Raw genomic sequence first — 13928 nt, 5'->3', positions numbered from 1 at the left:
ATTAAAAAAACCCAGAACTTTCGTTCTGGGTTTTTTAATTATAAATCTAGGAGAGCGGTAATTTATTAATTCTCGTTTTTCTCTTTGTCCTGTGGCGCATCGTGATTATCCTGGTGGTTATCATTAAACTTGCGCTCTAATTCTTCTTGAAACTCTTCCATTACTGGTCTTACCGTACTTTCAGGAAGGTCTTCTATTTTGATATACATTAAACCATCAACAGCATTATTAAATAACGGATCTACGTTAAAGGCGACAAGTCTTGCATTTTGTTTAATATACTTCTTAAGTAATACAGGCAATCGTAATGCTCCTGGCTCAACTTCGTCTATAATCTTATCAAACTTATTTAAATCGGCTTCAGTAGCATCAAAAACAAAGTCTTTGTCGGCATCTTTCAACTTGACCTTAAATTCCTTTTTAGGTCGTACATACTGCGCTACATAAGGGTCGTAATAATGAGATTTCATAAACTCAATCATCAAACTTTTAGAAAAGTTAGAAAACTGATTACTAATACTCACACCTCCAATTAAATATTTATGCTCAGGATAACGTAATGTGATATGTACAATACCTTTCCAAAGTAAGAATAAAGGCATTGGTTTCTGCTGATATTCTTTAATGATGAACGCACGACCCATTTCTATGGATTGACTCATCATTTTGTATAACTCAGGTTCAAAACGAAACAAATCCTGAAGATAGAACCCATCGATTCCAAAGCGCTCGAAAATTTTAGAGCCTAGTCCCATCCTATAAGCTCCAGCTATAATTTTTTTATCATTATCCCACAAAAACATATGGTGATAATAAGTATCAAATTTATCTAAATCAATTGCCTCATTAGTTCCTTCCCCAACTTCTCTAAACGTAATTTCACGAAGTCTACCTATTTCCCTTAGTATATTAGGAATCTCAGTCGGTGCACTTAAAAAGACCTCGTAATTTTTACTAATTAACAACCTGCCATCGCCATCTCGTAACTTATCTACTTCAGCAATCATTAATTCTGGAGCAATAGGCGTTACAATTCGCTTAGGTTGTTTAGCAACTTTTAGTTGGTTTTGAATATTGCCTAATATTTTCGGTTTATCCTCAAAAGTTTTGGATAACATATAGGTTTTTCGTCTTAAAAAGGAGGTGAAATCGTCAAGACTTTCATGTTCTTGCTGATCTTTAACTGTAATTGGTTTTCCCACCCTTACCTTAATTACACGTCTTTTTTGAGTCAATAGTTCCGAAGGCAGTTTTGCTGTTCTTAGGGTATCACTTAATTTAGAGAGACGGTAAAATAAGCGGCTGTTCTTAGCATGAAAATAAATAGGCACTACAGGAACTTCAGCTTTCTGAATTAATTTCATTGCAGCAACTTCCCATTCTTTGTCTACTACTAATTTTCCGTCTCTATACGTAGAAACTTCACCTGCTGGAAACACGCCTAATGGATGGCCATCTCGCAAATGTCTAATTGCATTTTTAAAACCCGCTATACTACTTTTCGCATCCTTATGATTTTCAAAAGGATTAACAGGCATGATATAAGGCTTTAACGGTTCAATTCGATGTAAAAGAAAGTTAGCAATGATTTTAAAATCACTGCGTTGTTCTAACATTAGCTTCAGCAATAAAATACCGTCTATTCCTCCAAGTGGGTGATTAGATATGGTAATATAAGGGCCTTCTTTTGGAAGGCGCTTCATGTCTTCTTCAGGAATTTCGAATTTAATCTGAAATTCATCTAATATAGCATCTAGGAAATCGACATTACTAAGGTGTTTATTACGGTCGTAAAATTTATTTAAGGTATCTATTTTAAGTACCTTCATCAATAACCAACCAGAAAATGTGCCTAAGAACCCATACTTATCTGTATGAATAACTTTTGCAACTTCTTTAGCTGTTACTAAACCCTTATCCGACGTTTTCCTCATGAAGCAAATGTAATAACTATTTATTTAGTGACTATCTGTACTGTTCCTTGTGTTAATTGTTTCAATAACACAGCCTTATCCTTCTCCAACTCCTGAATTGCGTCGGTATTATAATGTCTAATCGTATAAAGACTCACATTAGTGTTATAGGTAACTCTAAACTTCGCTCTTAAATGCTGAAGTAACTTCTCTAAATTATCATATAAGTTATCAATACAAACAGAAAAACTAATTGCTGAATTCTGAATGACATCAACTTTCATCTTATATAAATGCAATAAACTAAAAATTTCGCTAATATTCTCCTCTACGATATAAGAAAAATCTAAAGAAGATAGTGAAATTAAAGTTTGATTCTTCTTTACAATAAAGCATGGAATCTCTGGAATTAGCTCCTTAACCTTACTCACACACGTACCATCACCTTCTGGATTTAAAAATGATTTTACATATAATGGTATTTCTTTTTGTTGCAAAGGTTGAAGTGTTTTCGGGTGAATAACCGAAGCACCGTAAAAGGCTAATTCAATAGCTTCTCTATAGGATATTTGATGTAGTAATTGTGCATTTTCAAAATAGCGTGGATCGGCATTGAGCACGCCTGGTACATCTTTCCAAATCGTCACACTATTAGCATTTAAGCAATAGGCAAAAATTGCAGCCGTATAATCACTTCCTTCTCTACCTAAGGTTGTTGTAAAATTGTTGGCATCACTCGCTAAAAACCCTTGAGTAATATTTAATACAGAAGCATCTAATTTCGATGAAATATGCTCTTGAGTTTGCTCCCAATTTACATTAGCTCTTCTGTAATAATTATCTGTTTTGATAAATTCTCTTACATCTAACCAATTATTATTCAATCCAATTTCATTGAGATACTGACTTATAATAGTAGAAGAAATTAACTCACCATATCCAATAACTTGATCGTACACATAATTATAATCTGGCGACTTATTACTCTTAAAAAACAAACTTAATTCATCGAAAAGTAATTTTACCTTTTTAAAAACTTGGTGGTTTTCATTATCAAATAAATCCAATATAATTTGGTTGTGGTATTTAATAACTTCATGAATTGCACTTTGTAATTCAGGTTTATTATCAAAGTAATTTTTAATCACCACCTCCATAGCGTTCGTGGTTTTTCCCATTGCAGAAACCACAACTAAGGTATTCGTATAACCTGTAGTTTGTAATACTTTAGCTAAATTCTTTACGCCTTCAGCATCCTTAACCGATGCTCCACCAAACTTATAAACTCGCATACACATTTCCCTTAAATTCGGGAATCGTTTTAATTAATATTATTGAGATAATGCTCAATTCCTTGTTCATCCAATTGCACTACGTCCCAATCTCTCATAACGTTTGCCCCTTTACTTTCGTAAAATTTTATGGCAGGGTCATTCCAATCTAAGACCTCCCAACTCACACGCTTTACACCTAATTGTTTAGCATAACGTATAACTTTGTCTAAGAGTTTTGTTCCTAAACCCTGTCCTCTTTTAGCTTCACTCACAATTAAGTCTTCTAAGTGCAATACTTCACCTTTCCATGTAGAATACCTTGGGTAAACCAACGCCATTCCTTCAATTTTATTTTCTACCTCTAAAACAAAACAGGTAAATTTTGGTTGTTCTCCAAAACCATCTTCTTCTAACTGAGAAACACTTAATTCTACAGCATCTGCTTCTTTTTCAAAGGTGGCTAATTCTTGAATTAGTTCTAAAATACGCGGTACATCTTGCTTTTGTGCTAATCGAGGTTGGTTCATTATCTATAAAAAAAAAGAGAGGTCAAATATAATCTAAACTGACTTCACACCACAATTTATTTCAAGTTCGAAAACGATATAGTTTGTTAAAAATCACGATATTTGTGAGCTATAAATCAATAACCCATTTCATGTCGAATAGAAATCAAACCTTAGGTGAATTTATAATTGAGAATCAATCTTCTTTTAAATACACTTCTGGAGAACTTTCCCGTCTTATAAATTCAATTCGTTTAGCTGCTAAAGTTGTCAACCACGAGGTTAACAAAGCAGGACTAGTAGATATTATTGGAACCGCTGGAGACGTTAATGTACAAGGCGAAGACCAACAAAAATTAGATGTATACGCTAACGACAAGTTTATACAAACCATGACAAAAAGAAATATTGTTTGTGGTATTGCGAGTGAAGAAGAAGATGACTTTATCGCAATTAATAGTCAAGATGAAAATTACAACAATAAATATGTCGTTTTAATAGATCCTTTAGATGGATCTTCTAATATTGATGTGAACGTTTCAGTTGGAACTATTTTTTCTATCTACCGACGAATTACGCCAATTGGAACACCTGTAACCAAAGAAGATTTTCTACAAAAAGGAAACCAACAAGTTGCAGCCGGTTATGTGGTATACGGAACCTCAACGATGCTTGTTTATACTACTGGACATGGTGTTAACGGATTTACATTAAACCCAGCAATTGGAACTTTCTATTTATCACATCCTGATATGCAGTTTCCTGAAGATGGTCATATCTATTCAGTAAACGAAGGAAACTATATTCATTTCCCTGCAGGTATTAAAAAGTATATTAAATACTGCCAAGAGGAAGAAGGCGACCGACCTTATACAAGTAGATATATTGGATCTTTAGTTTCAGATTTTCATAGAAATATGATCAAAGGAGGCATTTATATGTATCCAAAGAGTTCTAAAAGTTCTAATGGTAAACTTCGTTTATTATACGAATGCAATCCAATGGCTTTTATTGCAGAACAAGCAAATGGTAAGGCGAGCGATGGTTTCACAAGGATTTTAGATATTGAACCTACTGAGCTTCACCAAAGAGTTCCATTTATTTGCGGTAGTAAAAATATGGTGGAAAAAGCTGAAGAATTTATGCGTAACGAACAATAAATTATTTTCGGTTTAAAATGGTTCGCTAACATTAAATCGGCTTGCACGGACTACAACCGAAACATTTAATTGTATAAAAAAAGTGACCATAATTTAACTAATACTAGTTATTTATGGTCACTTCATATTTTTAAGCCGTACTAACGGTTACTCGTTCATCGACTTAATGCCATCAATAAAAGCTTCTAAATCTACCTTATCATGAGCTAAGGATAAAGCCTTATCAGCGATATACTTTACATTGGCCGAGTTAAACCCTAAACCAACACACAGCTTCTCTAATAACCAATGCTGATTTGGTCCTTCGATATCATCAGCCCAAACCATACGCGCTAAATCGTAAAGACGCTCTAAACGTTTGTCGTACGATGCCGGAGGGTTTATTGGATGACTTTTATAGTCCTTTAATATTTCTTTGTATTCGCTTTCTGAAATATCTAATCTGGTCGCTAAACGGTCTAAAAACGCTTTTTCTTTCTCCGAAATTACACCATCACTCATTGCAACTCTCACGATTGCTGCAAAATGATCTTCGTTACGTTTTTTAAATCCGCTATCAAATAAATTTGAAAATGACATATATGTTTTTTTAAGTATCTTGTTATTAAATCCGAACAAATATAATTCTATTCGTAGAATTATTCAGTATGGTCCGCTTCAAAAATTTTATATTTGCACTTCCAAACAAAGAAACTTGAGTAAAGTATCTATTGCCCAAACGTTCGCACAAACTTCGCAACTGCAAAGTTTGCAAACTGCTATTGCCCAATCTCAACAGAAAGTTCATTTAAAAGGTTTAATTGGCTCTTCATTGTCCATTGCGGTTTCAGAAGCATTTAAAACGGCCGAAAAACCATTTTTATTAGTTTTTGACGATAAAGAAGAAGCGGCATATTACCTTAATGATCTCGAACAACTCATCAACGATAAAGATGTGTTATTCTATCCAGGAAGTTATCGCAGACCTTACCAAATCGAAGAGACTAATAATGCCAATGTACTATTACGTGCCGAAGTTTTAAACCGAATTAATTCGCGTAAGAAACCTTGTATTATTGTCACTTATCCGGATGCCCTTTTTGAAAAGGTGGTCACTAAAAAGGAACTCGAAAAGAATACTTTAAAAATCTCTGTTGGCAACGAACTCAGCATCGATTTTGTCAATGAGGTATTATTCGAATACAAATTTAAGCGTGTCGATTTTGTTACCGAACCTGGTGATTTTTCGGTTAGAGGTGGGATTGTAGATGTATTTTCATTTTCACATGATGAGCCCTACAGAATTGAGTTTTTTGGAGATGAAGTAGATAGTATTAGAACTTTTGATGTTGAAACACAGCTCTCAACAGAACGTATAAAAAAAGTGAGTATTATTCCGAATGTAGCGAATAAACTCATTGCAGAACAACGCGAAAGTTTTTTAAAATATATTTCAAATAAAACGGTTGTTTTCTCTAAGAATGCTTCATTAATGTTTTCGAGGATTGATGATTTTTATGGAAAAGCAGAAGAGGCTTTTAGAGGTTTAACAAGTGATATTAAACGGGCTGCTCCTGAAGAACTATTCTGTAATTCTGAAATGTTGAAGCGAGAGTTTATAGACTATTCTTTAGTTGAATTTGGGACTCAAAGTTATTTTTCATCTTCAACAAAAAGTGATGATAGTCAAATTATAAGGTTTAATACTCAACCTCAGCCTGCCTTCAATAAACAATTCAATTTGTTAATTGAAGATTTGAATGAAAATCATAAGAATGGCATTACCAATTATATCGCCTGCGTAAGCGAGCAACAAGCGAAACGCTTTCACGATATTTTTGAAGATGCTGAGCAAGAGGAAATTCATTATAAAACCGTTGTCCTTTCATTATACCAAGGTTTTATAGATCCAGAGCATCATATTGCCGTTTACACCGATCATCAAATATTTGATCGTTACCATAAATTCCATCTTAAAAATGGCTATGCTAAAAAGCAAGCCATCACCTTAAAAGAATTAACCAGCCTTGAAATTGGCGATTACGTGACACATATAGATCACGGTATTGGTAAATTCGGTGGTCTTCAAAAAATTGATGTAGAAGGTAAAAAACAAGAAGCTATAAAGTTAGTTTATGGTGAGCGTGATATATTATACCTCAGCATTCACTCTTTACATAAAATCACCAAGTTTAACGGAAAAGACGGAAAGCCACCAACGGTTTATAAGTTAGGAAGTAAAGCATGGAAAACCCTAAAACAAAAAACCAAGTCTCGCGTCAAGGAAATTGCATTCAACCTCATAAAACTGTATGCAAAACGAAAACTAAAAAAAGGGTTTCAATACGCACCAGATAGCCATATGCAATTAGAATTGGAAGCCTCTTTTATTTATGAGGATACTCCAGATCAAATGACGTCTACTGCAGATATAAAGGCAGATATGGAAAGTGAACGTCCTATGGATCGATTGATTTGTGGTGATGTTGGTTTTGGCAAAACGGAAGTAGCGATTAGAGCGGCTTTTAAAGCTGTAGATAACGGTAAGCAAGTCGCTGTTTTAGTACCAACGACCATATTAGCTTATCAGCATCATAGAACATTTACGGAGCGATTAAAAGACTTCCCTGTCACTGTAGATTACGTGAACCGATTCAGAACAGCGAAAGAAAAGCGCGAAACTCTAGAAGGCCTTGAAAAAGGAACCGTTGATATTATAATTGGAACTCATCAATTGGCCAATAAAAATGTAAAATTCAAAAATTTAGGTCTGCTCATTGTCGATGAGGAACAAAAATTTGGTGTCGCTGTAAAAGAAAAATTAAAGACTATTAGGGAAAATGTAGATGTTTTAACCTTAACAGCAACACCGATTCCGAGAACACTTCAGTTTAGTTTAATGGCCGCACGTGATTTATCGGTGATTACAACACCACCACCAAACAGATACCCTATTGAAAGTCATGTGATTCGTTTTGGGGAAGAAACCATTAGAGATGCTATTAGTTATGAAATTCAACGTGGTGGACAGGTTTATTTTATTCACAATAGAATAGAAAATATTAAGGAAGTTGCGGGAATGATTCAACGTTTGGTTCCGGACGCAAAAATTGGAATTGGTCACGGACAACTCGATGGTAAAAAACTCGAAGAATTAATGCTTGCCTTTATGAACGGTGAATTTGATGTATTAGTCAGCACCACCATTGTTGAAAGTGGATTGGACGTACCAAATGCCAACACTATTTTTATAAATAATGCCAATAATTTTGGATTAAGTGATTTACATCAGATGCGTGGTCGTGTTGGTAGAAGCAACAAAAAAGCCTTCTGTTATTTTATAACTCCGGAATATTCTGCTATGACCGCCGATGCCCGTAAACGTATTACAGCTTTAGAGCAATTTACCGAATTAGGCAGTGGATTCAATATTGCGATGAAGGATTTAGAAATTCGAGGTGCAGGAGATTTATTAGGCGGCGAACAAAGTGGATTTATTAATGATATTGGATTTGATACTTATCAGAAAATATTGAATGAAGCCATAGAGGAATTAAAAGAAACCGAATTTGCCGATTTATATAAAGACGATGGTAAGCCGAAAAAATATGTCAAGGATATTACCATAGATACCGATTTTGAACTGCTATTCCCAGATGATTATATCAATAATATTACCGAACGATTAAACCTTTATACCAAGCTAAACGAACTTAAAACTGAAGAGGAATTAACCAAGTTTGAAACTGAAATTATTGACCGATTTGGCGAATTACCAACTCAAGTTTCAGATTTATTAGACAGTGTTCGTTTGAAGTGGCTAGCCATCAAAATGGGTATTGAAAAACTGATTATGAAACAAGGTAAGATGGTCGGTTATTTTATCCAAGATCAGAATAGTGGATTCTATCAAAGTGAGGATTTTTCGAGAGTATTGCAATTTGTTCAAATGAATGCTGGCAAATGCAAGATGAAAGAAAAACCAACCCGAAATGGTTTGCGTTTAATTATAACTTTCGACAAAATAAAATCTGTAAAACAAGCATTGGCTGCACTTTCTGACGTTTAGCAAGTCTTAACATATAGGTAAACTTTCGTGATTAAAGCGGAAAATGACTCTTTTATATGAATGAAAATAGTCACATCAAACACGTTTTTTGGCTTACCGTTGCAACGCTTTGCATCAGCACTTCTGGAGCCTTAGGAAGATATATCGCCTTACCTGCCCCCGTTTTAATTTGGTGGAGAGCTGCTTTTGCTGTGGGAATTTTATACTTGTTTTGTCGCTACAAGGGCCTTGACCTAAAGATTAATTCTGCAAGGGATTATAGAACCTTTATAATTAGCGGACTCCTGATGGGAGCGCATTGGATTACATATGTTTATGCTTTAAAATTATCTAATGTTGCTCTTTCTGTATTAGCATTATTCACTTATCCAATAATTACAGCTCTATTAGAACCTTTGTTTTCTAAAGTGAAGTTAGATCCTATTCATATTATTTTAGGACTTATCATTCTCTTAGGTATTTATATTTTGGCGCCAGAATTTAGTTTAGAGAATGATCATGTTCTTGGCATTTTGTTCGGAATTCTTTCGGCTTTCTGTTATGCCATTCGTACTTTAATATTAAAACAGCACGTTACTAATTACAATCCCACGATGCTGATGTTTTACCAGGTGGTAATTATTTCTATTGTCTTAATTCCTGTTTTGTTTTTTATGGATAGTTCTAATATCAAAACGCAGTATCCTTATGTTATATTACTAGCTTTACTAGCCACAGCCATAGGTCATACGATGTTTGTAAATAGCTTAAAACATTTTAAAGTAAGTACCGCAAGTATAATTGGAAGTATGCAACCTGTGTTTGGGATTATTATTGCCTATTTATTTTTGAATGAGATTCCTACAATGAGTACCTTAGCGGGAGGAAGTCTCATATTGGCAACCGTAGTTATTGAAAGTATAAGATCTAGACGTAAATAAATTTACTGGCTCAGTTGTTGCGGCTATTCTAGAATAAAAAGATATCTAATTATGAAGAAATTATTATTGCTGTTTTTGGTTTTACCTTTAGTATCGATTGCTCAAAGTGTGAAAGGCACTTTTTCTCCTGCTGAAGACTATACCTATGCCTTTTTATACAAAGCAACTCCGGAAAGTGCGAATTATATTAATAGAGGGCAATTAGATAGTGAAGGTCATTTTGAAATTCCTTTAGATTCTACAATGATACCAGGAATTTATAAGATTGTATATGCCATTCCACCAGAAGAAAATAATTTCGATTTCATTTACGATGGTAAAGAAACCGTAGCGTTTAATTTCAGTCAAGAGAAAGGCGTTAATTTCACTGAATCTGAAGAAAATAAACTTTGGGAATCCTATTTAAAGAGTATTGATATGGTGAACCAAACCATCAGTAATTATTACAGCAGAGCCAATTCAGATGAAAAAGGCTTTAAAGCAATTTTTAAGACTTTAAAAGATACCCAAGAAGCTTATGAAGAATTAGCTGAAGGCAAATTAGTTTCAAAATTTATTGTTTCTAACAGACCCTATATGCCGAAGAATTATGAAGATATTTCGACCTATTCAAATAATTTAAAGCAACATTATTTAAGCCAAGTTAATTTTAGTGATGACTTATTACAGAGTTCATCGTATTTAACGGAGCGTGTTTCTGCTTATGTTTTTAATATGGTTGCCAATCCGACTGATGAAATTTATAAATCTCATATCGATGATGTAGCTGCAGCCATTGGTAGTGATGATTTAAAAATTAAAACAAGTCTTTTAGAAATGATCTGGCAGCGTTTTGTTCAATTAGAAAACAATAATGTGGCCAATTATATCGCAGATTCTTATTTATTAGAATTAGCAAAATCAACCAATAATAAGGTTTTAGAAAACGTTCTAATGTCTTATAAAAACACTTCTCTTGGTTCAAAAGCTCCAAATTTTGAAATCACTTACAATAACCAAGAAACAAGTCTACATCAATTAGAAGGTGCAGACTATTACCTTCTTATTTTTTGGAGCAGTGAATGTGGACATTGCTTAAATGAATTACCAAAAGTAAAACGATTAGTTGAAGGTAAAAGCAACTTAAAAGTAGTGGCTTTTGGTTTAGAAAATGAAAAGAGAAATTGGGAAAGAGAGATTAAAAATTATCCCGATTTTATTCATGACATAGGATTAGAAAAATGGGACCATCCTCTAGTAAAAACCTATGGAATTTCAGCAACACCAATGTACTTTTTGTTAGATGCTTCAAAAATTATTATTGCAAAGCCTTATGGGTATGATGATGTAAAGGCCGCTTTAGAAGATTTATAAAACTTCGCTTTCCAAATTCAGCCTGGCTGATTAAAACTTATCAAAAGAAAAACGCCCAATAAAACAAGTGTCTTATCTGGGCGTTTTGAAACTAAATAACCAACCAAAATTTAGCTTCTTGTATTTGTTCTTTTATTCTCTACTTTCTTTGTTCTTTGTTTGCGCTTTTTAGCTCTTTCAACTTCTAAAGTTGACTTTCCTTCTACATCTGCACTTCTGTAATACTGTATGTATCCTCTTCCTTTAAATTCATAAACCGTGCCAGAGTTTGCATGGAACAACTCTATCGTACTATCATTAATAACGTCGAGTTCAAAGAATTCATTATCGAAGAAATCATAATCTAATGTTAATGTTTTTAAATACATATCGCCCGAAACATCTCCTATTCCATAAGCTCCTGTATAATCCCAATAAATAGAATCATAATTATACACATTCACGTCTTGAGAGCTTCTAAACGTATTGTCATTTCCTCCAGATAAAAACTGTAAATAATTCTCATTATCAAATTCATTTAACGCTCCATAATTACTGGTATATGTCTTTTCCCAAGCTTCATACTCCTGTAAGAAATAATGAATATTATCATAGAAGATATAATCATAGTCGAAATTAGATTTTTGATATCCATCTAAAAAATAAGAAGTATCGTTATACGGATTATATAATTCTATAGTATTGTAGTCCACCTGATACACATCAAAACTATCAAATCCGTCAATAACGTGGTCTACATCCAAAATCATATCATAAGCGTCGTAATTTCCTATTTGCACACCATAGCCGCCACCTTGACTACCAAATCCAACTAAATTATTATTAGCATATAACCTTCCGTTCTTAAACGATAAAGTAAATGCAATTTGAAGAAATGGCGTTTCACCATAACCTTGGGTCGCATTAATATCTACATACCATAAATCGTAAGAGTTTAATAACTGATTTAATGAAACTGTTGGAGTATCTGCATAATGTATTTCCTCCTTATAACATGAGGTGAAGAGGGTTGCACTAAGTGCGAATCCTAAGAGTAGTTTTAATGATTTCATAATCCAACAATTTAAAGTTATTGTAATGTAAGTTTCAAAACATGTGCCAAAAATAAAATTGAAGTTTAGAAAGCTTTATGCTTAGGGCTTCATAAGTTCATTAGCCGAAGACCTATGGAGGTACTTTACTTACACGGCGCAAAGCCTATTATTATAGATAATCTTTCTATAAATTTTACGTATTTTTGATTAACAAAATGAACAAGATCTATGAGTGATACTACAAAATACGCGGTATTTGGTGCAGGAAGCTGGGCTACCGCAATTGTGAAAATGCTTTGTGAAAATTTAGACGAAGTCGGTTGGTATATGCGAAGCGTTTATGCTAAAGAACACATCTTAAAAGAAAAACATAATCCAAGTTATTTAAGTTCAGTTGAATTCCATACCGAACAATTAAAACTTAGCAATGATATTAATGAATTAGCAGACTGGGCAGATGTCCTTGTTTTTGTGATTCCCTCTGCTTTTATGTATTCGGAATTAGAAAAGCTAACTGTAGATATTAGTAATAAAACTATTGTCTCTGCAGTAAAGGGAATTATTCCAGAATCGGGATTGTTGGTTGGTGAGCATTTTCATGATATTTATAAGATTCCTTTTGAAAATATCGCTGTTATTGCTGGTCCTTGTCATGCGGAAGAAGTGGCTTTAGAACGACTTTCTTACCTCACTATTTCTTGTGCTGATCCCGTAAAAGCTCAAGCCATAGCCGATAACTTAGCAAGCGATTATATAAAAACGAAAATCAGCGATGATGTTATTGGTGTTGAATACGCTGTAATGATGAAAAACATTTACGCTATTGCTGCTGGAATTGCACATGGTTTAGGTTATGGCGATAACTTCCAAAGTGTACTGATGAGTAATGCCATTCGCGAAATGAAACGCTTTATAAAGAAAATGCATAAGATGAAGCGAAACATTAATAACTCGGCTTATTTAGGCGATTTATTAGTAACAGGCTACTCTGTTTTTTCACGAAACCGAATGTTCGGAAATATGATTGGCAAAGGCTATACGGTGAAATCGGCACAAATGGAAATGAACATGATTGCTGAAGGTTACTACGCCACCAAGAGTGCACACTTACTTAATAAAACCAATAAAAAGAAAGCTCAACTTCCAATAATAAATGCCGTTTATGCGATTCTTTACGAAAATAAAGATCCGAAAAAGGTATTTAAAAAATTAACCGAAAAGTTAGATTAGTGCCAAGCTCAATTTAATAGTGAGTATTCCTATTGAAATAAATTCATAAACTGTAAATAAGATTCCTGCACATGCAGGAATTTTATTTTACTAAAACACCGCGTAACTGCATTAAAGGAACAGTTTGCAAAGCCTTTACGTTTATGGTATTCTTTCTAAACAAATAGGTTTTATCAAACATTTGATTCCCTTCAAAAAAGGTAATTTTAAACTCGTTATTAAGCTCTAATACTTGTTCTTGTAGGTATTCTATTTTGGCGTAACTTCTCGCCGGTAGTTTTGCGATGGTATGTCGCATTACAGGCGTAATTTTTTTATCGTTATATCCTTTAGTTACTATTAAAACCGTATCTAAATCCTTATCACTATTATTAATGATATAGGCGTTCCAATCTTGAGTTTTATATTCCAAATGTTCTTCTTGAACAACAGCCACATGAACATCCTTTACCTCAGGAATTTTTATGTCTTTTTTCATAAACGCAAAAAG

At 33.8% G+C, this 13928-nt stretch carries 11 protein-coding genes; 5 read left to right on the top strand and 6 right to left on the bottom strand.

Annotated elements, in window-relative coordinates; all coding sequences use genetic code 11:
* Positions 1 to 65 precede the first annotated feature (65 nt).
* The 3 genes from DFQ11_RS04495 to DFQ11_RS04485 are packed head-to-tail and all read right to left on the bottom strand — an operon-like array spanning position 66 to position 3714.
* A complete protein-coding gene (locus DFQ11_RS04495; RefSeq protein WP_110474633.1) occupies positions 66 to 1934 on the bottom strand; it encodes a GNAT family N-acyltransferase in 1869 nt (622 codons plus the stop codon).
* A gap of 20 nt (positions 1935 to 1954) precedes the next feature.
* Positions 1955 to 3205 (bottom strand): aspartate kinase, encoded by a 1251-nt coding sequence (locus tag DFQ11_RS04490; protein ID WP_110474632.1) that lies wholly within the window; start codon positions 3203 to 3205, stop codon positions 1955 to 1957.
* Positions 3206 to 3234: 29 nt separating this feature from the next.
* Entirely contained in the window at positions 3235 to 3714 is a 480-nt protein-coding gene (locus DFQ11_RS04485; protein WP_110474631.1) for a GNAT family N-acetyltransferase, read from the bottom strand.
* A gap of 131 nt (positions 3715 to 3845) precedes the next feature.
* On the opposite strand from DFQ11_RS04485, the gene fbp reads away from it, so the two are divergent.
* Positions 3846 to 4853: a class 1 fructose-bisphosphatase gene (fbp, locus tag DFQ11_RS04480; RefSeq protein ID WP_110474630.1), complete on the top strand. Its 1008-nt coding sequence runs from the start codon at positions 3846 to 3848 to the stop codon at positions 4851 to 4853.
* Positions 4854 to 5000: 147 nt separating this feature from the next.
* Here fbp and DFQ11_RS04475 read toward each other — a convergent pair whose 3' ends face one another.
* Positions 5001 to 5432 (bottom strand): tellurite resistance TerB family protein, encoded by a 432-nt coding sequence (locus tag DFQ11_RS04475; protein WP_110474629.1) that lies wholly within the window; start codon positions 5430 to 5432, stop codon positions 5001 to 5003.
* A 115-nt stretch (positions 5433 to 5547) separates the two neighbouring features.
* Here DFQ11_RS04475 and mfd point away from each other — a divergent pair, with 115 nt between their 5' ends.
* Genes mfd through DFQ11_RS04460 form a run of 3 tightly spaced genes read left to right on the top strand, consistent with a single transcriptional unit; the run spans position 5548 to position 11174 of the window.
* Positions 5548 to 8901 (top strand): transcription-repair coupling factor, encoded by a 3354-nt coding sequence (gene mfd, locus DFQ11_RS04470; RefSeq protein WP_110474826.1) that lies wholly within the window; start codon positions 5548 to 5550, stop codon positions 8899 to 8901.
* A gap of 56 nt (positions 8902 to 8957) precedes the next feature.
* Positions 8958 to 9821 carry a DMT family transporter gene (locus tag DFQ11_RS04465; RefSeq protein ID WP_110474628.1) on the top strand — a complete coding sequence of 288 codons (864 nt, stop codon included), beginning with the start codon at positions 8958 to 8960 and terminating at the stop codon, positions 9819 to 9821.
* 51 nt (positions 9822 to 9872) lie between these two features.
* Positions 9873 to 11174 (top strand): TlpA family protein disulfide reductase, encoded by a 1302-nt coding sequence (locus tag DFQ11_RS04460; RefSeq protein WP_110474627.1) that lies wholly within the window; start codon positions 9873 to 9875, stop codon positions 11172 to 11174.
* 110 nt (positions 11175 to 11284) lie between these two features.
* Here DFQ11_RS04460 and DFQ11_RS04455 read toward each other — a convergent pair whose 3' ends face one another.
* Positions 11285 to 12226: a nicotinic acid mononucleotide adenyltransferase gene (locus tag DFQ11_RS04455; protein ID WP_110474626.1), complete on the bottom strand. Its 942-nt coding sequence runs from the start codon at positions 12224 to 12226 to the stop codon at positions 11285 to 11287.
* Positions 12227 to 12436: 210 nt separating this feature from the next.
* On the opposite strand from DFQ11_RS04455, the gene DFQ11_RS04450 reads away from it, so the two are divergent.
* Positions 12437 to 13438, top strand: coding sequence for an NAD(P)H-dependent glycerol-3-phosphate dehydrogenase (locus tag DFQ11_RS04450; RefSeq protein ID WP_110474625.1), 1002 nt, complete (start codon positions 12437 to 12439; stop codon positions 13436 to 13438).
* An 82-nt stretch (positions 13439 to 13520) separates the two neighbouring features.
* Here the strand turns inward: DFQ11_RS04450 and DFQ11_RS04445 are convergent, their stop codons facing one another.
* On the bottom strand, positions 13521 to 13916 hold the full coding sequence (locus DFQ11_RS04445) for a hypothetical protein (RefSeq protein ID WP_110474624.1): 396 nt from the start codon (positions 13914 to 13916) through the stop codon (positions 13521 to 13523).
* Positions 13917 to 13928 lie beyond the last annotated feature (12 nt).

The organism is Winogradskyella epiphytica, from assembly GCF_003217215.1.
Classification (GTDB): domain Bacteria; phylum Bacteroidota; class Bacteroidia; order Flavobacteriales; family Flavobacteriaceae; genus Winogradskyella; species Winogradskyella epiphytica.
Note: the sequence above shows the minus strand (reverse complement) of the source record. Positions and strands in the feature narration are given on the sequence as shown.

Bases quoted from the DNA above. Each gene is read 5' to 3' on its own strand.
- DFQ11_RS04495 (WP_110474633.1), bottom strand. From the start codon at position 1,934: ATGAGGAAAACGTCGGATAAGGGTTTAGTAACAGCTAAAGAAGTTGCA.
- DFQ11_RS04455 (WP_110474626.1), bottom strand. From the start codon at position 12,226: ATGAAATCATTAAAACTACTCTTAGGATTCGCACTTAGTGCAACCCTC.
- DFQ11_RS04460 (WP_110474627.1), top strand. From the start codon at position 9,873: ATGAAGAAATTATTATTGCTGTTTTTGGTTTTACCTTTAGTATCGATT.
- fbp (WP_110474630.1), top strand. From the start codon at position 3,846: ATGTCGAATAGAAATCAAACCTTAGGTGAATTTATAATTGAGAATCAA.
- DFQ11_RS04475 (WP_110474629.1), bottom strand. From the start codon at position 5,432: ATGTCATTTTCAAATTTATTTGATAGCGGATTTAAAAAACGTAACGAA.
- DFQ11_RS04465 (WP_110474628.1), top strand. From the start codon at position 8,958: ATGAATGAAAATAGTCACATCAAACACGTTTTTTGGCTTACCGTTGCA.
- DFQ11_RS04490 (WP_110474632.1), bottom strand. From the start codon at position 3,205: ATGCGAGTTTATAAGTTTGGTGGAGCATCGGTTAAGGATGCTGAAGGC.
- DFQ11_RS04450 (WP_110474625.1), top strand. From the start codon at position 12,437: ATGAGTGATACTACAAAATACGCGGTATTTGGTGCAGGAAGCTGGGCT.
- DFQ11_RS04445 (WP_110474624.1), bottom strand. From the start codon at position 13,916: ATGAAAAAAGACATAAAAATTCCTGAGGTAAAGGATGTTCATGTGGCT.
- DFQ11_RS04485 (WP_110474631.1), bottom strand. From the start codon at position 3,714: ATGAACCAACCTCGATTAGCACAAAAGCAAGATGTACCGCGTATTTTA.